Genomic DNA, 20,235 nt, shown 5'->3' on the forward strand with positions numbered 1-20,235 from the left:
TTTATATTTACTCGCCGATCAGTTCGCGAATGCGTTCACCATATTGCTTGGCAAAGGCGAGGTGTTCGGGATTAATCTGCTTCACTTCATCGACGAGCTGTTCTTCTTCTTCGGCATCCGCCGCCGCAAGTCCGTTCATCATGGCGAAATAGGCAAGAAGATAATCGCGTGGTTCGATATTTTCAGCCTTCATAACAGCAACAACCTGTGGCCGCGATTCAATGCTTTTTACCATGGAATCCATGGTCGGACGTGCATCCTGACCTTCTTCTGCCGTGGGCGAAAGCTGCATTTCCTCAAGCTTGTTATGGATTTTTTCCATGCGCGTGAGCAGGTCTTCGCTCAGCTTGAAATTGTTGATTTCTTCTGGTGTCTTCGGCGGCGTGGCAATCGCAATAATATCTTCGGCATAAGTGACGTTCACTGATTGCGGAAGGACGATGAGCGAAAGGCCAAAGACTGCGGCTGCGTTGAACTTCTTGATGCGGGAAAAGGTCGTCATGATCGTATCCTAGAAATGGTCTTTGCGCTTACGGATTTCTGCGAAAATGGCTTCATCACTTGCTTCGCGCATATCAAGGCGTGCGCGAATGCCACTATCGTGCCAGCGCAGAAACGGATTGGTGGCCATTTCAAGCGCAATGCTTGTGGGCAGGGTCATTTTATCAGCCGCACGCAACCGCGCAATCTCTGCCGCCCGTTCTTTCAAGGCCGAATTGTCAGGATCAATCGTCAGGGCGAAACGCGCATTGCTCTGCGTGTATTCATGACCGCAATAAACGACCGTGTCACCCGGAAGCCACACAAGTTTTTGCAGAGACTGGAACATGGTTGCCGGTGTTCCTTCGAACAGACGACCGCAGCCCAATGCAAAAAGCGTGTCGCCCGTGAACACGACTTTCGCTTCCGGCAGATAGAAGGAAATCTCGCCAGCCGTATGGCCGGGGGTGGAGATCACTTTCACCTTGAAAAGTCCGAAGGTGAATTCGTCGCCGTCTTTCATCTTGCGGTCGAGCGTCGGGATTTTGCTGGCTTCTGCTTCCGGGCCGATGATGCTGACGCCGAATTTGGCTTTCAACGCCGCATTGCCTTCAACATGATCAAGGTGATGATGCGTCGTGAAGATGAAGTCGAGTGTCCAGCCACGGCGTTTTAGTGCCGCTTCAATGGCTGCCGCATCCGGCGCATCGATTGCAGCTGTCAGGTCGCTTTCGGGATCATGAATGAGAACACCATAATTATCGCTGCGGCAGATGAATTGTTCAATGTCCAGGCGTAACATGGCGTCCTCCCATATATCTTAGAGCGTGTTGCGCTCGCTCTAATTCTTTGTTTTTACGCATGTCTTTGTCCCAAAACCGGTTCCCACTTTTGGGAGACATGCTCTAATCTTTTTTAGCTTCAGGCAATGTGTGCTTCTGGATAAGCGGCATTTGTGAAAGCGTGAAGACAATGGTGATCGGCATAATGCCCCAGACCTTGAAAGAGACCCAGGCATCGGTCGAAAAATTCCGCCACACCACTTCATTCACCACTGCGAGGAAGATGAAGAACAGGCCCCAGCGGAAGGTCAGTTTCCGCCAGCCTTCGGCATCAAGCCGGAAGGCCGAATCAAACACATAACCGAGCAGGGATTTGCCGAACAGCAGTCCGCCAAGCAGGATCGCGCCAAACAGCGTGTTGACGATTGTGGGCTTCATTTTGATGAAGGTGTCGTTGTGCAGCCAGAGTGTGAGCGCACCAAAAACCAGCACCACGATACCGGAAATGAGTGGCATCATCGGCAAGGTGCGTGTCATCGACCATGAAATGGCAAGGGCTATGACGGTCGCAACCATGAAGAGGGCAGTTGCCAGAAAGATCGGCTCGCCAATCTGAGCGAGCACCGGAAAATGCTCAATCAGGCTTTCACCACGCGCATTGGCGAAAAAGAAAACCAGAAGCGGCCCGAGTTCCAGCGCAAGCTTGAGCAGCGGCGGCACTTCCTTGCGTTCGGCTTCGGTTTTTTGCGAGGGATCGCGTTCGAAAACGGGATGCTCCATCAGGCAACTCCTGCGATGGCGCGGGCAAAATCCTTGGCCGCAAATGGTTCAAGATCGTCGACACCTTCGCCGACGCCGATGAAATAGATTGGGAGCTTATGTTTGGCAGAGATTGCCACCAGAATGCCACCGCGTGCCGTGCCGTCCAGCTTGGTCATGACAAGGCCGTTGACGCCAGCGATATTTTTGAAAATCTCGACCTGATTGAGCGCGTTCTGCCCGGTGGTGGCATCCAGCGTCTGAAGGACGGTGTGCGGGGCTTCCGGGTCATGCTTGCCAAGCACACGGACGATCTTGGCGAGTTCGTCCATCAGCTCGGCCTTGTTCTGCAAACGGCCTGCGGTGTCGATGATGAGCACATCGCTGCCCGCCTCTTTCGCCTGCTTCCATGCATCATAGGCAAGGCCTGCCGCATCGGCGCCAAGCTTGCTCGAAACAACCGGAGAGCCGGTGCGCTCACCCCAGATATGAAGCTGTTCGATGGCTGCGGCGCGGAATGTGTCGCCTGCCGCAAGCATGACTTTGAGGCCGCCAGCGGTGAGTTTTGCCGCCAGCTTGCCGATGGTCGTGGTCTTGCCGGTTCCATTGACGCCGACAACCAGAATGACATGCGGCTTATGCGAAAGATCGAGTTCCAGCGGTTTAGCAACGGGACCGAGAACCTTCTCGATTTCTGCGCCCATGATGTTTCGGACTTCTTCGCCAGTCACGTCCTTGCCATAACGGCCGGATGACAGCGCGTCGGTGACGCGCATCGCGGTTTCAAGACCGAGATCGGCCTGAATGAGTACGTCTTCAAGATCCTGCAACGTATCTTCATCGAGCTTGCGCTTGGTGAAAATGCTGCCGATGGAATCGCTTAATGAATTCGATGAGCGCAACAACCCGCGGCGCAGGCGCTCGAACCAGGAAAGCCTTGGTTCAGGCGCTGCCTCAACCGGCACTTCTTCCTGATGCTCTTCAACGGCCTTTGCGACCTTGACCTTTTTGGGCTTTACCGGTTCCGGCTGAACGGCGGGTTCAACCCCATCCTCAACAGTCGCTGTCTCGGGGATTGCCGGCACTTCAACCTGTTCAGGTTCAGCAACAGGTTCCGGCTCTGGCTCAATGTTCGGCTCTGCAACAGGGGCTTCAACGACGATTGGCTCCATCACTGGAGGCTGTTCAATCGGAATTTCAATCTCGGCAACCGGATGTTCCGGTTCTGCCTTCTCTTCCTCAACCGGCTCAGGATCAGCAATAACAACTGGTGTGTCCTGTTCGGAAACGACCACTTCGGTTGCGGCTAACTCGGTGGTTTCAGGAAGCTGTGCTTCCAAAGAATCGGGAGCCAGTTCTTCGACCGGTTTTTCCTCGACCTCCTTCTTGCCGAAGGAGAACATTTTCTTGATGAAACCCATTGCCATGAATTTTGATGCCCTTAAGCTTTAAGCCGCTTGCGGCTCTGTCTGACGGGTGAGGAGTTTTTCACCGTCATGCCCCGTCACAATTCGTTCGATAATTTCGCCAGCATTGCCCTGATCCACAGCGGCAAGCGTAAAGCCTTCCGTGCGGGCAATGCCTTCCTTCTCGATCAACAGGCGCTGCACAGTGCCATTGAGAGAAGCTAAGTGTTTTTGATATGCGCGGTCACCAACGGCACGCAAACGTGCGGCGCGATCTTTCACGATTTCGCGTCTGACCTGTGGCATGCGTGCAGCCGGTGTGCCTTCGCGTGCGCTATAGGGGAAGACGTGCAGATGTGTCAGGCCACATTCCTCAACGATTTTCATCGAGTTTGCGAACATCTCTTCTGTTTCGGTCGGGAAACCGGCAATGATGTCGGCACCGAACACGATGTCGGGGCGAAGTGCGCGTACATCTTCGCAGAAGCGGATGGAATCATCGCGTAAATGACGGCGCTTCATGCGCTTTAAAATCATGTCGTCGCCTGCCTGAAGCGACAGATGCAGATGCGGCATCAGGCGCTTTTCATTGGCGATTGCTTCCATCAGGTCTTCATCGGCCTCAATGGAATCGATGGATGAGAGACGCAGGCGCTGCAAATCCGGCACTTGATTGAGAACGGTTTTGACCAGTTTTCCAAGACGCAGGCTACCCGGCAGATCGGGACCGTAAGAGGTCATGTCCACGCCCGTTAGAACGACTTCCCGATAGCCGTTATCGACAAGGCGTTTGACCTGATCGACCACGCCGCCCATTGGCACCGAACGCGAATTGCCGCGCCCATAAGGAATGATGCAGAAGGTGCAGCGATGATCGCAGCCATTCTGCACCTGCACGAAAGCGCGCGCGCGGCCTTCAATGGCATCGACCATATGGCTTGCGGTTTCGCGCACTTCCATAATGTCGTTGACGCGCACTTTTTCGAACTGGTTCACGCCGAAATCGGGCAGCATGCGATAGGAATTGGCCTTTAGCTTTTCCTCATTACCCAGAATGAGGTCGACTTCGTCCATGGCCTCAAATTTTGCCGATTCCGTTTGCGCGGCACAGCCCGTCACAATGATGCGAGCCTCCGGGTTGTCGCGCCGGGCTTTGCGAATGGCCTGACGCGCCTGACGGACGGCTTCTGCCGTGACCGCACAGGTGTTGAAGATGATCGCGCCGTCTTTGAGTTCACCAAGACCGGCATTATCCGCTTCGCGCTTCATCACCTCGGATTCATAGGTGTTGAGGCGGCATCCAAAGGTTATGACTTCCACGGCCATCAGGCAGCTCCCCGGTCTTGATTGGGGGCGTAGTCCCATTCGCCGGTTACAGGATCAAATGTGCCATCAAACTCCCACTCGGCAGGCCCGGTCATCATGACGTGATCATCGTCGCGCCATTCGATTTTGAGTGGGCCGCCGGGGACATTCACGGTGACATTGCGTTCGGTGCGTCCCGTGCGTGCGCCTGAGACGGCAGCAGCGCAGGCGGCAGAACCACAGGCAAGGGTGAGGCCCGCGCCACGTTCCCATGTGCGCAGGTTCATGCTGTCGCGCGATGTGATTTGGGCGATGGAAATATTGGCGCGTTGCGGGAAGACCGGGGCATGTTCCAGTCCGGGACCATATTTATCCAGTGCATAGGACCAGACATCGTTTTCAACCCAGAAGATCGCGTGCGGATTGCCCATGGATGCGATCGACGGCGCTTGCAGAACAGGCGCATCAGCAGGGCCAGCAGACAGGTCGATGGCGCTTGTGTCTTCAACTGCATGGGCGAGGGGGATTTCCTTCCAGCCGAAATGCGGCTTGCCCATATCGACGGTAATCAGCCCATCTTCGTGCTCATTGGCGGTCAGGATGCCAGCCAGTGTCTGGAACGTATAATCCTGCTTGCCGCTTTCTTTGGAAAGCCATTGCACAACGCAGCGCGTACCATTGCCGCAAGCCTGCGCCTGCGTGCCATCGCAATTGATGATCTCGATATAATGATCGGTGCCGGGCGTTTTGGGATCATGAATGGCCATGATTTGATCAAACGCGGTTGCCTCATCTGCGGCCAAACGGATAGCAGCAGTCGCAGCAATATGATCGCTGCGTCCGCGCATATCAGCAACAATGATCTTGTTGCCCAATCCGTTCATCTTGGCGAAGATGGCCTTGCTCATTGCTGGTTCGTGGTCCCGTTCGTTTAGAAAGGCTCTATATGGCGGAAAAGCCCACAAATTGCCAGTACCGGTGCACGATTGGCTTCAGCTCTGTCTGATTGCTGAACTTGTGGATCGCTATTTGCGCAAAAACTGTGTCCTTCCTGCGCCATTTTGAAAATTTCTAAGCACTTTCAAGCCTTCCTGATCCTGTTTTGACGAAATTCGCACAAGACTACAGTTGATTTTTTAACCATATCGCCATTTTATCGGTGCAATAATGTTTTAGGTCGAGCTTTCAAACTCGATCCTGCAAGGGGCACTCCCCCACTTGTTGGCCCCACCAAGACCAGGAATTGGAGAACCAGATGGGAATTTCAAAAGCAAGTTTGCTCAGCATTGCTGCGGCGGGCGCTATTCTGGCCGGTTGCCAAAGCTCCCGGGTCGGAGGTTTTGACAATAATGCATCGCCGCCGCCACCAGCACCGCTGCGCTCTGCTCCCGTCAGTTCTGTGCAGTCCGGCAATTTGAACGCGCCGACATCGTTTCCGACGGCGCCGACGACTGACACTTCAATGCCTGCCGCAGGCACGCAGGTTGCAAGTCTGCCGCCCGAATCGGCACCTGATCTGACGCCGGGCAAGGTTGCTGGCGTGTGGAATGCTTCCCTTGCCGGTCAGAACTGCAAGATCGCAACCCCGCAGACCAAATATGGTCAGGGTTTCCGCGCTGGCCCATTGCGCTGCCCCGGTGAACTTGGAAGCCTCGCTTCATGGGCGGTCAATGGCAAGCAGCTTTCGCTCTATGATGCGAATGGCGGCACGGTCGCAACGCTTTATTCTTCCGGTCCGAGCCGATTTGACGGCCAGACCACAAGCGGTCAGGCCGTTTCGCTGTCGCGCTGATAAAGCAACTGCGTTAAAGACAGGCGGAGCAGTCGCAAGACGCTCCGCCTTTTCTGCAATTGAGTGGTGGGACAGACAATCATGTCTTTCGACGGTAATCTGAAGGCGTTCCCCTCGGTTCGCGAGCATTATGACGCGCTGGTCAAAGCGGGGGAAGTCGAGGCCGATCCCGCGCAGCTTGAACTGACTGCACGCTATGACCGGCTGATCGAGGAAGTTTGCAGCAAACGCCTGTCGCGCAAATCGAGTGCGCTGGGCTGGCTGTTTGGCAAGCGCAAAGAGATTGCCACCGTCAAAGGCCTTTATGTCCATGGCGAGGTTGGGCGTGGCAAGACCATGCTGATGGATATGTTCTTCCAGCTTTTGCCGGTCGAACGCAAACGCCGCGCGCATTTCAATGATTTCATGGCCGATGTCCATGAGCGTATCAATGCGCATCGTCAGGCCTTGAAGCGTGGCGAAACCAAGCAGGAAGACCCGATTCCGCCGGTTGCAGAAGCTTTGGCGCAACAGGCTTGGGTGCTTTGCTTTGACGAATTTACTGTGACCGATATTGCGGATGCGATGATCTTGTCGCGCCTGTTCAGCGCTTTGTTTGCGCGCGGCGTGGTGCTGATTGCGACGTCCAACGTGGCACCCGACAATCTTTATCGCGATGGGCTGAACCGTCAGCTGTTCCTGCCCTTTGTCGATATTCTCAAGCAGCATGTCGATGTGATCAATCTCGATTCGCGCACCGATTACCGGCTGGAAAAGCTCGACCGTCAGCCGGTTTATCTGACACCGCTTAATTCCGAGACGAGCAAACGGATGGAGGCTGCGTGGACAGCGCTGAAGGCTGGTCGGCAAGAAAAGCCGGATGTGATCCACATCAAGGGGCGCGATATTTCCGTGCGCCGTGCAGTGCCGGGGGCAGCACGCTTCAGCTTTGATGAACTGTGCGCGCAGCCGCTTGCAGCCAATGATTATATCGCTATCGTCACGCGCTATTCGACATTGTTTATTGATGATGTGCCGATGCTTGACTATTCGCGCCGCAATGAAGCCAAGCGCTTTATTTTGCTCATCGACGTGCTTTATGATCATCATGCGCGGCTTTTCATCTCTGCCGAAGCGCAGCCTGAAAAGCTCTATGAGGCTAAGCAGGGCGTGGAAGCCTTTGAGTTTGACCGTACAGCCTCGCGCCTTTTTGAAATGCAGAGCGCAGAATATCTCGACAGTTTTTCAGAAAGAGCTCAAGGCTGAGACAGCTTCGCCGTCTTTGCGCCCTATCATCGAATTGACAAAGACTCGACTTATAGAAAGTTCGGGCTATGTTGCTTTGCAAAAAGGGCAGAATGCGGGAGGAGCGGTGCTCCTTCAGCAAGCTCTTTAAGACGATCACCTGCGGCCCGGCTGGTGCATCTTTCAAGATGCGAAACAGCCGGACGATAGAGTCGAGTTGCCTTCATTTTGTCAAAATATCTTACGTTTACGTAAGAACATATAAATCTAACCGATTGAAAACATTAGTCGCAAAATAATGAGTTGAGTTTTTTTGCAAAGAGTCCTATCGAACCCTCGCAGCGCAGACGCGTTTTCCGGGAGGAAACCGGATAGCTTCATGCGTTTCTGGATCAAACTTGAGGAAAGAAACAATCATGGCACGCAACAAGATTGCCCTCATCGGCTCCGGCATGATCGGCGGCACGCTCGCTCATCTTGCTGGCCTGAAGGAACTCGGCGACGTCGTCCTTTTCGATATTGCGGAAGGCACTCCGCAGGGTAAGGGACTGGATATTGCAGAATCTTCACCCGTTGACGGTTTTGATGCGAAGTTCACCGGTGCAAACGACTATGCCGCAATTGAAGGCGCAGACGTTGTCATCGTTACCGCAGGCGTGCCGCGTAAGCCGGGCATGAGCCGCGACGATCTTCTGGGTATCAACCTGAAGGTCATGGAACAGGTCGGCGCAGGCATCAAGAAATATGCGCCTGAAGCTTTCGTCATCTGCATCACCAACCCGCTTGATGCGATGGTCTGGGCTTTGCAGAAGTTCTCCGGCCTGCCAGCGCACAAAGTTGTCGGCATGGCTGGCGTTTTGGACAGCGCCCGTTTCCGTTACTTCCTGTCGGAAGAATTCAACGTGTCTGTCGAAGACGTCACGGCATTCGTGCTTGGTGGCCACGGCGACTCAATGGTTCCGCTCGCTCGTTATTCGACCGTTGCCGGTATTCCGCTGCCAGATCTCGTCAAGATGGGCTGGACCACACAGGAAAAGCTCGACAAGATCATTCAGCGCACCCGTGATGGCGGCGCAGAAATCGTCGGCCTGCTCAAGACCGGTTCTGCTTTCTACGCGCCTGCTTCGTCGGCAATCGCGATGGCTGAATCCTACCTCAAGGACAAGAAGCGCGTTCTGCCTGTCGCAGCACAGCTTTCCGGTCAGTATGGCGTGAACGACATGTATGTCGGCGTTCCAACCGTGATTGGTGCCAATGGCGTTGAACGCATTATCGAGATCGATCTTGATAAGGGCGAAAAGGCTGAGTTCGAAAAGTCGGTCGCATCTGTTGCCGGTCTTTGCGAAGCTTGCATCGGCATTGCTCCGTCACTGAAATAAGTTCCAGACAAGGCCGGGTTGCTCTTGGGGGCGCCCGGCCTTTTCCGGCTGTCAATCCGTACCGGCTCTGTTGAAAGGGTCGGGAATCCGCAGAGGACAACCAGATGAATATTCACGAATACCAGGCCAAGCGCCTGCTCCACACTTACGGCGCACCGATCGCCAATGGTGTGGCTGTTTATTCCGTCGAACAGGCGGAAGAATGGGCAAAGACGCTTCCCGGCCCGCTTTATGTCGTCAAGAGCCAGATCCATGCTGGTGGACGCGGCAAGGGCAAGTTCAAGGAACTCGGCCCTGATGCCAAGGGCGGCGTGCGCCTCGCAAAGTCTGTCGAGGAAGTGGTTGCCAATGCAAAGGAAATGCTCGGCAACACGCTCGTCACCAAGCAGACCGGCGAAGCTGGCAAGCAGGTCAACCGTCTTTACATCGAAGATGGTGCAGACATTGAGCGCGAGCTTTATCTCTCGATCCTCATCGACCGCACCGTTGGCCGTCCTGCTTTCGTCGTTTCGACCGAAGGCGGCATGGATATCGAAGCTGTTGCGGAAGAAACCCCTGAAAAGATCATCACGGTTGCCATCGATCCTGCCAAGGGCGTGACCGATGCAGACGCCAACAAGCTCGCCGATGCGTTAGAGCTTAAAGGCGAAGCCCGTGAAGACGGCCTCAAGCTGTTCCCGATCCTCTACAAGGCCTTCACCGAGAAGGACATGAGCCTTCTGGAAATCAACCCGCTGATCGTCATGACCAATGGTCGCGTGCGCGTTCTCGATGCCAAGGTATCGTTCGACGGCAATGCACTGTTCCGTCATCCTGACATTCAGGAACTGCGCGATCTGTCGGAAGAAGACGAAAAGGAAATCGAAGCTTCCAAGCACGATCTCGCTTACGTTGCTCTTGATGGCAATATCGGCTGCATGGTCAATGGTGCAGGCCTTGCCATGGCAACCATGGATATCATCAAGCTCTATGGTGCTGAACCGGCTAACTTCCTCGACGTTGGCGGCGGCGCTTCCAAGGAAAAGGTCACGGCTGCGTTCAAGATCATCACCGCTGATCCGGCTGTTCAGGGCATTCTGGTCAACATCTTCGGTGGCATCATGAAGTGCGACGTGATCGCTGAAGGCGTGATCGCTGCCGTCAAGGAAGTCGGCCTCAAGGTTCCTCTGGTTGTCCGTCTTGAAGGCACCAATGTCGAGCTTGGCAAGAAGATCATCAACGAGAGCGGCCTGAATGTTATTTCAGCTGACGATCTCGACGATGCGGCGCAGAAAATCGTCGCTGCAGTGAAGGGGAATTAAGGCATGTCCATTCTCGTTAACAAGGACACCAAGGTTCTCGTACAGGGCCTGACCGGCAAGACCGGTACTTTCCACACCGAACAGGCGCTTGCTTATTACGGCACGCAGATGGTCGGCGGTATTCACCCGAAAAAGGGTGGCGAAACCTGGGAAGGTTCGAAAGGCGAAAAGCTTCCGATCTTCGCAACTGTTGCAGAAGCCAAGGAACGCACAGGCGCAGACGCATCGGTGATCTACGTTCCGCCAGCAGGTGCGGCGGACGCAATCATCGAAGCGATTGACGCTGAAGTTCCGTTCATCGTCTGCATCACCGAAGGCATTCCGGTCATGGACATGGTTCGCGTCAAGGAGCGTCTGGAACGCTCAAAGTCGCGCCTGCTCGGACCAAACTGCCCGGGTATCCTGACCCCAGAAGAATGCAAGATCGGCATTATGCCGGGCAATATCTTCAAGAAGGGTTCTGTGGGTGTTGTTTCCCGCTCCGGCACACTTACCTATGAAGCCGTGTTTCAGACTTCGAACGAAGGTCTCGGCCAGACCACGGCTGTTGGTATCGGCGGCGACCCGGTCAAGGGCACCGAGTTCATCGACGTGCTGGAAATGTTCCTGGCCGACGACGAAACCAAGTCGATTGTCATGATCGGTGAAATCGGCGGTTCGGCTGAAGAAGAAGCTGCGCAGTTCCTGAAGGACGAAGCCAAGCGCGGTCGAAGCAAGCCAATGGTTGGCTTTATCGCTGGCCGTACCGCTCCTGCCGGACGCACCATGGGCCATGCGGGTGCTGTGATCTCCGGTGGCAAGGGCGGCGCAGAAGATAAGATTGCAGCCATGGAATCGGCTGGCATTCGCGTGTCTCCTTCGCCAGCACAGCTGGGCAAGACGCTGGTTGAAGTCCTTAAGGGCTAAGATTGCGCATTGTCGATTGAAATGCCCCGGCAGTGGCGAAAGCTGCTGCCGGGTTTCATACAGATACCGGGGCGGCCGGTTAAGAGAATGTCAGGCTTTGGCCATCATTCTTCCGCATGAATGAAGTTTGTGATCGAGTTATGCCGGGGTCTGTTGTGGTTCCTCCCCGGCGGCGTGAGGGATGAAGGTCAAAAGCTTCCGGCCCGCGCATGATGAGCTACTACAAGGAGACGGAGCGGAGGCTCCGGATTAGGTTATGGCAAGGCAAGAACAAGCCAACGACGTTTTCGCCCTTACCTCATTCCTCTATGGCGGCAATGCCGACTATATTGAGGAGCTGTATGCCAAGTACGAGGATGATCCCACATCGGTTGATCCCGAGTGGCGTGAGTTCTTCGCACAGCTGAAAGATGATGCCGACGATGTGCGTAAAAACGCGCAGGGCGCAAGCTGGACGCGCAAGAACTGGCCCATTCCGGCCAATGGCGAGCTGATCTCGGCGCTTGACGGCAACTGGGCCAGTGTCGAAAAGCATGTGACCGACAAGCTGAAGGACAAGGCCAAGGCTGACGCCAAGAGTGCCGCTGCAGCATTGACCGCCGAAGAGATTGCACAGGCTGCACGTGATAGCGTTCGCGCCATCATGATGATCCGCGCCTATCGTATGCGCGGCCACCTCCATGCCAATCTTGATCCGCTTGGTCTTGCTGAAAAGCCAAACGACTTTAGCGAACTTGATCCGGCAACCTATGGCTTCACACCTGCCGATTATGATCGCAAGATTTTCATCGACAATGTTCTGGGTCTTGAATATGCGACCGTGCCGCAGATGCTTGAAATCCTCAAGCGCACCTATTGCGGCAATATCGGCGTCGAATTCATGCACATCTCTGATCCGGTTGAAAAGGCTTGGATTCAGGAACGCATCGAAGGCCCGGATAAAGGCTATGCCTTCACCGCTGAAGGCAAGAAGGCCATTCTGTCGAAGCTGATCGAAGCTGAAGGCTTTGAGCAGTTCATCGATGTGAAGTACAAGGGCACCAAGCGTTTCGGTCTTGATGGCGGTGAATCGCTGATCCCGGCGCTCGAACAGATCGTCAAGCGTGGCGGGCAGATGGGCCTCAAGGAAGTCGTGCTTGGCATGGCGCACCGTGGTCGTCTGAACGTGCTGTCTCAGGTTATGGGCAAGCCGCACCGCGCAATCTTCCACGAGTTCAAGGGCGGCTCTTATGCGCCTGACGATGTGGAAGGTTCGGGTGACGTGAAGTACCATCTTGGTGCTTCCTCGGACCGCGAGTTCGATGGCAACAAGGTTCACCTTTCGCTGACTGCAAACCCGTCGCATCTTGAAATCGTCAATCCAGTTGTCATGGGCAAGGCACGCGCCAAGCAAGATCTGCTTGTTGGCCGCACCCGCGACGACATGGTGCCATTGACGGAACGCGCCAAGGTTCTGCCGCTGCTTCTGCATGGCGATGCTGCTTTTGCCGGTCAGGGTGTGGTTGCTGAGTGCCTTGGTCTTTCAGGTCTGCGCGGTCACCGTGTCGGCGGTACGCTGCATTTCATCATCAACAACCAGATTGGCTTCACCACCAATCCGGGCTTCTCGCGCTCTTCGCCTTATCCGTCGGATGTGGCCAAGATGATTGAAGCACCGATTTTCCACGTCAATGGCGATGATCCGGAAGCGGTTGTTTTTGCAGCCAAGGTTGCGATGGAATTCCGCATGATCTTCCACAAGCCGGTGGTCATTGACATGTTCTGTTACCGCCGCTTTGGTCACAATGAAGGTGACGAACCATCCTTCACGCAGCCGTTGATGTATAAGGAAATCCGCGCGCACAAGACAACTGTTCAGCTTTACAGTGAAAAGCTGATTGCTGAAGGTTTGCTGGTACAGGCTGACGTCGACAAGATGAAGGCTGACTGGCGCGAAAAGCTTGAGCAGGAATTCGAAGCTGGCCAGAGCTACAAGCCGAACAAGGCTGATTGGTTCGATGGTGCCTGGAGTGGTCTGCGCACGGCTGACAATGCCGATGAGCAGCGTCGTGGCAAGACCGGTGTTCCAATCAAGACGCTGAAAGAAATCGGCAAGAAGCTTGTTGAAGTGCCAAAGGACTTTCATGTCCACCGCACCATCCAGCGCTTCCTTGATAACCGTGCCAAGATGGTTGAGACGGGCGAAGGCATTGATTGGGCAACGGCTGAATCGCTTGCTTTCGGTTCGCTTGTTTCGGAGGGCCATCCGATCCGTCTGTCGGGTCAGGATGTTGAACGCGGTACCTTCTCGCAGCGTCATACGGTTCTTTACGATCAGGAAAACCAGAACCGCTACATTCCGCTGAACAATGTTCAGAAGGGTCAGGCGATCTACGAAGCCATCAACTCGATGCTTTCGGAAGAAGCCGTGCTCGGTTACGAATATGGTTATTCGCTGTCCGATCCACGTGCGCTGGTGCTCTGGGAAGCCCAGTTCGGCGATTTCGCAAATGGTGCGCAGGTTGTCTTCGACCAGTTCATCTCGTCGGGTGAACGCAAGTGGCTGCGTATGTCGGGTCTCGTCTGCCTTCTGCCGCATGGCTATGAAGGTCAGGGTCCAGAGCATTCGTCAGCGCGTCTTGAGCGTTATCTCCAGCTTTGCGCTGAGGATAACATGCAGGTTGCCAATGTTACCACGCCGGCTAACTACTTCCACATTCTGCGCCGTCAGATGAAGCGTGACTTCCGCAAGCCGCTTATCATGATGACGCCGAAGTCGCTGCTGCGCCACAAGCGTGCTGTTTCAAGCCTGAACGAATTGTCGGGTGATTCGTCATTCCACCGTCTGCTTTGGGATGATGCACAGTACAACAAGGGCGATGAAGGCATTAAGCTTCAGAAGGATGCAAAGATCCGTCGCGTCGTTCTGTGCTCGGGCAAGGTCTATTATGATCTTTACGAAGAGCGCGAAAAGCGTGGCATTGACGATGTCTATCTTCTGCGCGTCGAACAGCTGTATCCGTTCCCGGCCAAGGCACTCATCAATGAGCTGTCGCGCTTCCGTCAGGCAGAAATTGTCTGGTGTCAGGAAGAGCCGAAGAACATGGGTGCGTGGTCGTTCATCGATCCGTATCTGGAATGGGTTTTAGCGCATATCGATGCCAAGCATCAGCGCGTTCGCTATACCGGTCGTCCGGCAGCGGCATCGCCTGCAACGGGCCTGATGTCGAAGCATCTTGAACAGCTGGCCGCATTCCTTGAGGATGCACTCGGCAATTAATTTAACTTTCGGCCGGAAGCAGTTTGAAAAAAGCTGCTTCCGCTTGAATTGAAGTCAAATCTAACGATTGAAGATCAACGGAAGAAGAAACCATGGCTACCGAAATTCGCGTTCCCACGCTTGGGGAGTCCGTTACTGAGGCAACCATCGGAAAGTGGTTCAAGAAAGTCGGCGATGCTGTTGCTGTCGATGAACCTCTGGTGGAACTGGAAACCGACAAGGTAACAGTGGAAGTTCCAGCTGCGGCTGCGGGCGTACTGGCCGAAATCGTGGCACAGGAAGGCGACACGGTTGAAGTGAACGCACTGCTCGGCCAGATTTCCGGTGCGGGTGCTGCACCTGCTCCGAAGAAGGAAGAAGCCAAGCCAGCTGCAGCTGCTGCTCCGGTTGCGGCCCCTGTTGCGTCGGCATCGTCGGGCCCGGCAATGCAGCCAGCCCCCGCCGCTTCAAAGCTCCTCACTGAAAAAGGCCTTTCGGCTGATCAGGTTGAAGGTTCGGGCAAGCGCGGTCAGGTTCTCAAGGGCGATGTTCTTGACGCGATCGCCAAGGGTGTTTCGACTGCTCCTGCGGCAGCCGCTCCTGTTGCAGCGCGTCCGGCTTCGTCGGCTGATGATGCACCACGCGAAGAACGCGTGAAGATGACCCGTCTGCGCCAGACCATTGCCAAGCGCCTCAAGGATGCGCAGAATACCGCTGCGATGCTGACGACTTACAACGAAGTCGATATGTCGGCTGTGATGGAACTGCGTTCGCGCTATAAGGATATTTTTGAGAAGAAGCATGGCGTGAAGCTCGGCTTCATGGGCTTCTTCACGAAGGCTGTGACGCATGCGCTCAAAGAAATTCCGGCTGTTAATGCCGAGATCGACGGCACCGATATCATCTACAAGAACTTTGCGCATGTCGGCATGGCCGTCGGCACCGACAAGGGTCTTGTTGTTCCTGTTATCCGCGACGCTGATCAGCTTTCGATCGCAGGCGTTGAAAAGGAACTGGGTCGTCTTGCGAAAGCGGCACGCGACGGTTCTTTGTCGATGGCCGACATGCAGGGCGGCACATTCACCATCACCAATGGTGGTGTTTACGGCTCGCTGATGTCTTCGCCGATCCTCAATTCGCCGCAGTCGGGTATTCTTGGCATGCACAAGATCCAGGAACGTCCGGTTGTTGTTGGCGGCCAGATCGTCATCCGTCCGATGATGTATCTTGCACTCTCCTACGATCACCGCATCGTTGACGGCAAGGAAGCCGTGACCTTCCTTGTTCGCGTCAAGGAAAGCCTGGAAGATCCGGAGCGTCTGGTTCTTGATCTTTAATCGGAGACAGTGATGGAGCCAGGCATGTTTTCATCGTCGCCTTTTCTTCCGCTGATTGGCTGGAGTGTGGTTCTGCTGGTGGTTCACATCCTCTTGCAGGGCTTTACGGCGACGAGGGAACTCGGCTCCCAATGGAATGCAGGTCCGCGCGATGAAGGGCGCAAGCCCTCCGGTCATCTGGCCGGTCGTGCGGACCGTGCGTCTGCCAATTTCCGCGAGACCTATCCTGCATTTGTTGCGCTCGCTCTTGCACTTGTGTTCAAAGGGGAGGCGGCAGGTTTCGGGCTTTATGGTGCATGGATCTGGTTTATCTGCCGCATTATCTATGTGCCGCTTTATCTTGCGGGCATTCCCTATATCCGCTCGCTTGTCTGGATCGGTTCGCTGGCCGGGCTTGCGTGCATGTTTTTCAATCTGGTTTTTTGATGGTTGCCTGCATCTCTTGATGCGGCGGCGAAGGAAAAGCGATGCATCCCTATCTGTTTGAACTTGCATCCCTGATGGCGATTTTTGCCTTTGCTATCGTTTCGCCGGGCGCTGATTTGGCTATGGTTATCCGCCAGTCGCTGATGCATGGACGTCGTGAGGCCATCATCACCAGTTTCGGCATTGGTGCGGCCTTAATGATGCATGTCACCTATACGGTGCTTGGTCTCGGGCTGATTATTTCCAAGTCGATCTATCTGTTTAATATCGTGAAATGGTGCGGTGTGGCCTATCTGGTCTATATCGGCATCAAGGCACTGCGCGCTGGTACGACGAAGATCGATATCGACATGCGAGAGCAGGACAAGCAACGCAAGCAGAGCGCGCTCAAGGCTTTCAGCCTTGGTTTTGCCGCCAATGCGCTTAACCCCAAGGCGGTGTTTTTCTTTCTGTCGATTTTCTCGACCGTCGTCAGTCTTCATACACCGACAGAAGTCAAGCTTGGCTACGGCGTTGTGATGGCCACAGCATTGATTTCGTGGTTTATCGGTGTCAGCCTCTTTATGACAACGCCGAAGATGCGCGCGGTTTTTTCGCGTGCTTCAAAGTGGATCGACAGAACGAGTGGCGTTGTTTTCATTGCGCTTGGTCTGAAACTTGCTGCTGAAAGGGCGCATTAAAGCTGCCGGATGAACGAGGAGAACCGACAGATGCCTGATGTTAAGAAGCTCTTCAAAGTGGTGGCAGCATCTGCGCTCGCCGTTACGGTTTTCTCAAGTGCTGTTCAGGCCGCTTGCACGCAGAACCGTGCAGTGTATCGTGACCGGGGTGATGCTTACACGCTCACGTTTCATGAGGGGCAGTCGAACGCGCTCAAGATGAATCCGGCCCCCACCAATGAATTCACGATTACCGCCGATGACAAGCCGGAGTTCAAGCTTTCCGGTCTGGTGATCTGGCCGGAAGAGGGCGTTGCACGTCCGTATGCGCTCATTACCTATAACTGCAAGAACGGTGGCACTGACCCTGAAGACCTTGATGATTGCAGTCTCTGGCAGAGTGTTATCTATGCGCTGAAAGAAGGTGCGGAAGCCGATGTGTTGCCCAAGGCCGATGAGCCGGCAGCGCAGGCCATTCTGTTTCCCGATCTGGCAACAGCGCTCGACGGATATGATTTTGGTGCAGCGAAGCCTGAAAAGCCGCTTCAGTTCGAGACGTTTCGTTTCAAGGCCTGCACCCCTGAAGAATGACCGGATTTCCGGTTTTGTAACAGTTTAAGGGCCGTAACGGCCATTCTGGATCAGACTGAAGAAGGATAGTTTAATGTCATACGATGTGGTTGTCATCGGTACCGGCCCCGGCGGTTATGTTGCTGCAATCAAGGCCGCACAGCTTGGCCTTTCGGTGGCGGTGATCGAAAAGCGCAAGACCTTTGGCGGCACGTGTCTCAACGTTGGCTGCATTCCTTCCAAGGCGTTGTTGCACGCATCGGAAGTGTTTGCGGAAGCCGGACATTCTTTTGATACGCTGGGTGTTGAAGTCGGTACGCCGAAGCTCAATCTTGAAAAGATGATGGCGCACAAGGATGCGACGGTGAAGTCGAATACGTCGGGCGTCGAATTCCTGTTCAAAAAGAACAAGATCACGCCATTCATCGGCACTGGCAAGATCGTTGCCAAGGGCAAGGTTTCCGTGACGGCCGAAGATGGCAGCGTTCAGGAAATCGAAGCCAAGAACATCATTATCGCAACTGGTTCGGACGTTGCTGGCATTCCCGGTGTCAAGGTGGACATCGATGAGAAGGTCATCCTGTCTTCAACGGGGGCAATCGCGCTCGACAAGGTTCCGGGTCATCTGGTTGTCGTTGGCGGCGGCGTGATCGGTCTGGAGCTTGGTTCCGTCTGGTCCCGTCTTGGTGCGAAAGTGACGGTTGTCGAATATCTCGACAAGGTTCTGGGCGCGATGGACGGCGAAGTGTCCAAGCAGTTCCAGCGTCTTCTTGAAAAGCAGGGCATTGTTTTCAAGCTTGGCGCAAAGGTGACGGGCGTTGAAAAGGCTGGTAAGGGCGCAAAAGTGACCTTTGAACCAGTCAAGGGCGGCGATGCGGAAACACTCGAAGCCGATGCCGTTCTGATTTCGACGGGCCGCCGTCCTTATACCGATGGTCTTGGTCTTGCTGAAGCAGGCGTCAATGTCGATGATCGCGGTCGTGTGGCAATCGATGATCATTGGCGCACCAATGTCGAGGGCATTTATGCCATCGGTGACGTGGTTCAGGGCCCAATGCTCGCACATAAGGCCGAAGACGAAGGCATTGCCGTTGCGGAAATCATCGCCGGTCAGGCGGGACATGTAAACTTCGACGTTATTCCAAGCGTTGTTTATACGCAGCCGGAAGTCGCCTCCGTTGGCAAGACCGAGGAAGAGCTGAAAGCCGCAGGTATCGAATACAAGATCGGCAAATTCCCGTTCACGGCCAATGGTCGCGCACGCGCCATGCAGCACACGGATGGCTTTGTGAAGATCCTCGCCGACAAGGCAACGGATCGCGTTCTTGGCGCCCATATCCTCGGCTATAATGCCGGCGAAATGATCCACGAGCTGGCTGTTCTGATGGAGTTTGGTGGTTCGTCCGAAGATCTCGCACGCACCTGCCACGCGCATCCAACCATGTCGGAAGCCGTTCGTGAATCGGCGCTGGCAACCTTTGCCAAACCAATCCATATGTAATTATTGGTTCAAACCGATATGAAGAAAGGCCTGCTCGCGCAGGCCTTTTTTGTCAGTTTTGTGCCGGTGGGGCAGGCGGTGCCGCCGGTTGCGCTGATTGTTCCGAAACAGCGTAGTCAGGCGCGGGGATGCGCGTTGTCATACACTTCGAGAAGGCGCGCGGTATCGACGCCGGTATAGACCTGTGTTGTTGAAAGGCTCGCATGACCGAGCAGCTCCTGAATGGTGCGCAGATCGCCGCCACGGCCAAGCAGATGCGTGGCAAAGGAATGGCGCAGGGCATGCGGGGTTGCGGTATCGGGAAGGCCGAGGCCGGCACGCAGTTTCTGCATCTCGCGTTGAATAATGGCGGCATGAAGCTGTCCGCCCTTGGCACCGCGGAACAAAGCTTTGTCGGGCGAAAGATCAAACGGGCAAAGCGCTCTGTATTGCGCCACGGCGCGATGCACCGCTGGCAACAGTGGCACCATGCGGGACTTGCCGCCTTTACCGGTGATGGTGATCGAAAGCACGGATGGGTCGTTTAGCGCATCACCTGCAAGGCTTAAAGCTTCTGAAATGCGCAGGCCGCACCCATAGAGCAGTGTGAGAACGGCAGCATTGCGCGCTGCAATCCACGGCTCTTCCGCCATCTGGCCATCGGCAGCAACAACGCGGCGCGCATCTTCTGCGGTGAGTGGCTTTGGCAGCGACTTTGGCTGGCGCGGTGCGCGTATGGCACCTGCACCGGCTGCATTGATCAGGCCGCGCCGTTCCAGATGCCGCAACAGCGAGCGAACGCCTGCGAGACCGCGGCCAAGCGTGCGCGCGCCTGCACCATTGTTGCGGCGATTGGCAAGATAGGAGCGCAAATCCGCGATACGCAGATTGCCGATGTCTTTGATCGACGGCGGCTCGCCCAGATGCCCGGTCATGAATTGCAGAAACTGGCGTGTGTCGCGCTCATAGGCTTCAAGGGTGTTTTCCGAAAGACGGCGCATGTCTTTGAGTGATTTCAGCCATTCCTCGCGTGCCGCCGCAAGGTCGGCGCGGGCTGGGATAAGGAATTCGGCTTTGCTGGTCATGATCGGGATTCGCTCTTGGCGTTGTTGTCGGTGCAGTGTGACAGCGATAGGTTGCCGGGCAGTAAATATTGCTTTTCGCTCTTTTCCTTGGCGTTCTTGCGAGAAA

18 protein-coding genes are annotated in these 20,235 nt (G+C 55.1%); 11 read left to right on the forward strand and 7 right to left on the reverse strand.

The window, feature by feature from the left end:
- Positions 1-7: 7 nt before the first annotated feature.
- The 6 genes from VBH83_RS01805 to dapF all read right to left on the reverse strand — a co-directional run bounded on the left by VBH83_RS01805 (position 8) and on the right by dapF (position 5,640).
- A complete protein-coding gene (locus VBH83_RS01805; RefSeq protein ID WP_396996054.1) occupies positions 8-502 on the reverse strand; it encodes a hypothetical protein in 495 nt (164 codons plus the stop codon).
- A gap of 9 nt (positions 503-511) precedes the next feature.
- Positions 512-1,282, reverse strand: coding sequence for a hydroxyacylglutathione hydrolase (gloB, locus tag VBH83_RS01810; RefSeq protein ID WP_396996056.1), 771 nt, complete (start codon positions 1,280-1,282; stop codon positions 512-514).
- A gap of 103 nt (positions 1,283-1,385) precedes the next feature.
- The gene (locus tag VBH83_RS01815) at positions 1,386-2,042 is read right to left on the reverse strand and encodes a septation protein A (RefSeq protein WP_265982386.1); all 657 of its coding nucleotides are present in this window, start codon (positions 2,040-2,042) and stop codon (positions 1,386-1,388) included.
- Positions 2,042-3,448, reverse strand: a complete 1,407-nt coding sequence (gene ftsY, locus VBH83_RS01820) for a signal recognition particle-docking protein FtsY (protein ID WP_265982385.1) — start codon at positions 3,446-3,448, stop codon at positions 2,042-2,044. The genes VBH83_RS01815 and ftsY overlap by 1 nt, the downstream gene beginning before the upstream one ends.
- 21 nt (positions 3,449-3,469) lie before the next feature.
- Positions 3,470-4,753, reverse strand: a complete 1,284-nt coding sequence (gene mtaB / locus VBH83_RS01825) for a tRNA (N(6)-L-threonylcarbamoyladenosine(37)-C(2))-methylthiotransferase MtaB (RefSeq protein WP_265982384.1) — start codon at positions 4,751-4,753, stop codon at positions 3,470-3,472.
- Positions 4,753-5,640, reverse strand: a complete 888-nt coding sequence (gene dapF, locus VBH83_RS01830; RefSeq protein ID WP_265982383.1) for a diaminopimelate epimerase — start codon at positions 5,638-5,640, stop codon at positions 4,753-4,755. The genes mtaB and dapF overlap by 1 nt, the downstream gene beginning before the upstream one ends.
- A gap of 347 nt (positions 5,641-5,987) precedes the next feature.
- Here dapF and VBH83_RS01835 point away from each other — a divergent pair, with 347 nt between their 5' ends.
- The 11 genes from VBH83_RS01835 (at position 5,988) to lpdA (ending at position 19,065) form a co-directional block, all read left to right on the forward strand.
- Positions 5,988-6,524 carry a protease inhibitor Inh/omp19 family protein gene (locus VBH83_RS01835; protein ID WP_265982382.1) on the forward strand — a complete coding sequence of 179 codons (537 nt, stop codon included), beginning with the start codon at positions 5,988-5,990 and terminating at the stop codon, positions 6,522-6,524.
- Between the two features lie 81 nt (positions 6,525-6,605).
- On the forward strand, positions 6,606-7,769 hold the full coding sequence (zapE, locus tag VBH83_RS01840) for a cell division protein ZapE (RefSeq protein WP_396996060.1): 1,164 nt from the start codon (positions 6,606-6,608) through the stop codon (positions 7,767-7,769).
- A gap of 395 nt (positions 7,770-8,164) precedes the next feature.
- On the forward strand, positions 8,165-9,127 hold the full coding sequence (gene mdh, locus VBH83_RS01845; protein WP_265982380.1) for a malate dehydrogenase: 963 nt from the start codon (positions 8,165-8,167) through the stop codon (positions 9,125-9,127).
- Between the two features lie 104 nt (positions 9,128-9,231).
- Positions 9,232-10,428 (forward strand): ADP-forming succinate--CoA ligase subunit beta, encoded by a 1,197-nt coding sequence (sucC, locus tag VBH83_RS01850; RefSeq protein WP_265982379.1) that lies wholly within the window; start codon positions 9,232-9,234, stop codon positions 10,426-10,428.
- A gap of 3 nt (positions 10,429-10,431) precedes the next feature.
- Complete coding sequence (sucD, locus tag VBH83_RS01855) at positions 10,432-11,334, forward strand: succinate--CoA ligase subunit alpha (RefSeq protein WP_265982378.1); 903 nt, start codon at positions 10,432-10,434, stop codon at positions 11,332-11,334.
- 256 nt (positions 11,335-11,590) lie between these two features.
- Complete coding sequence (locus tag VBH83_RS01860; RefSeq protein ID WP_265982377.1) at positions 11,591-14,593, forward strand: 2-oxoglutarate dehydrogenase E1 component; 3,003 nt, start codon at positions 11,591-11,593, stop codon at positions 14,591-14,593.
- Between the two features lie 92 nt (positions 14,594-14,685).
- Positions 14,686-15,909 (forward strand): 2-oxoglutarate dehydrogenase complex dihydrolipoyllysine-residue succinyltransferase, encoded by a 1,224-nt coding sequence (odhB, locus tag VBH83_RS01865; protein WP_265982376.1) that lies wholly within the window; start codon positions 14,686-14,688, stop codon positions 15,907-15,909.
- 12 nt (positions 15,910-15,921) lie between these two features.
- On the forward strand, positions 15,922-16,335 hold the full coding sequence (locus VBH83_RS01870; RefSeq protein ID WP_265982375.1) for an MAPEG family protein: 414 nt from the start codon (positions 15,922-15,924) through the stop codon (positions 16,333-16,335).
- Between the two features lie 41 nt (positions 16,336-16,376).
- Positions 16,377-17,015, forward strand: a complete 639-nt coding sequence (locus VBH83_RS01875) for a LysE family translocator (protein WP_396996064.1) — start codon at positions 16,377-16,379, stop codon at positions 17,013-17,015.
- A 30-nt stretch (positions 17,016-17,045) separates the two neighbouring features.
- The gene (locus tag VBH83_RS01880; protein ID WP_265982373.1) at positions 17,046-17,585 is read left to right on the forward strand and encodes a hypothetical protein; all 540 of its coding nucleotides are present in this window, start codon (positions 17,046-17,048) and stop codon (positions 17,583-17,585) included.
- Positions 17,586-17,658: 73 nt separating this feature from the next.
- On the forward strand, positions 17,659-19,065 hold the full coding sequence (gene lpdA / locus VBH83_RS01885) for a dihydrolipoyl dehydrogenase (protein WP_265982372.1): 1,407 nt from the start codon (positions 17,659-17,661) through the stop codon (positions 19,063-19,065).
- 116 nt (positions 19,066-19,181) lie between these two features.
- On the opposite strand, the gene VBH83_RS01890 is transcribed toward lpdA, so the two are convergent.
- Positions 19,182-20,129 carry a tyrosine recombinase XerC gene (locus VBH83_RS01890; RefSeq protein WP_265982371.1) on the reverse strand — a complete coding sequence of 316 codons (948 nt, stop codon included), beginning with the start codon at positions 20,127-20,129 and terminating at the stop codon, positions 19,182-19,184.
- Positions 20,130-20,235 lie beyond the last annotated feature (106 nt).

Source organism: Ochrobactrum sp. S1502_03 (assembly GCF_044435015.1).
Taxonomy (GTDB): Bacteria; Pseudomonadota; Alphaproteobacteria; order Rhizobiales; family Rhizobiaceae; genus Brucella; species Brucella chromiisoli.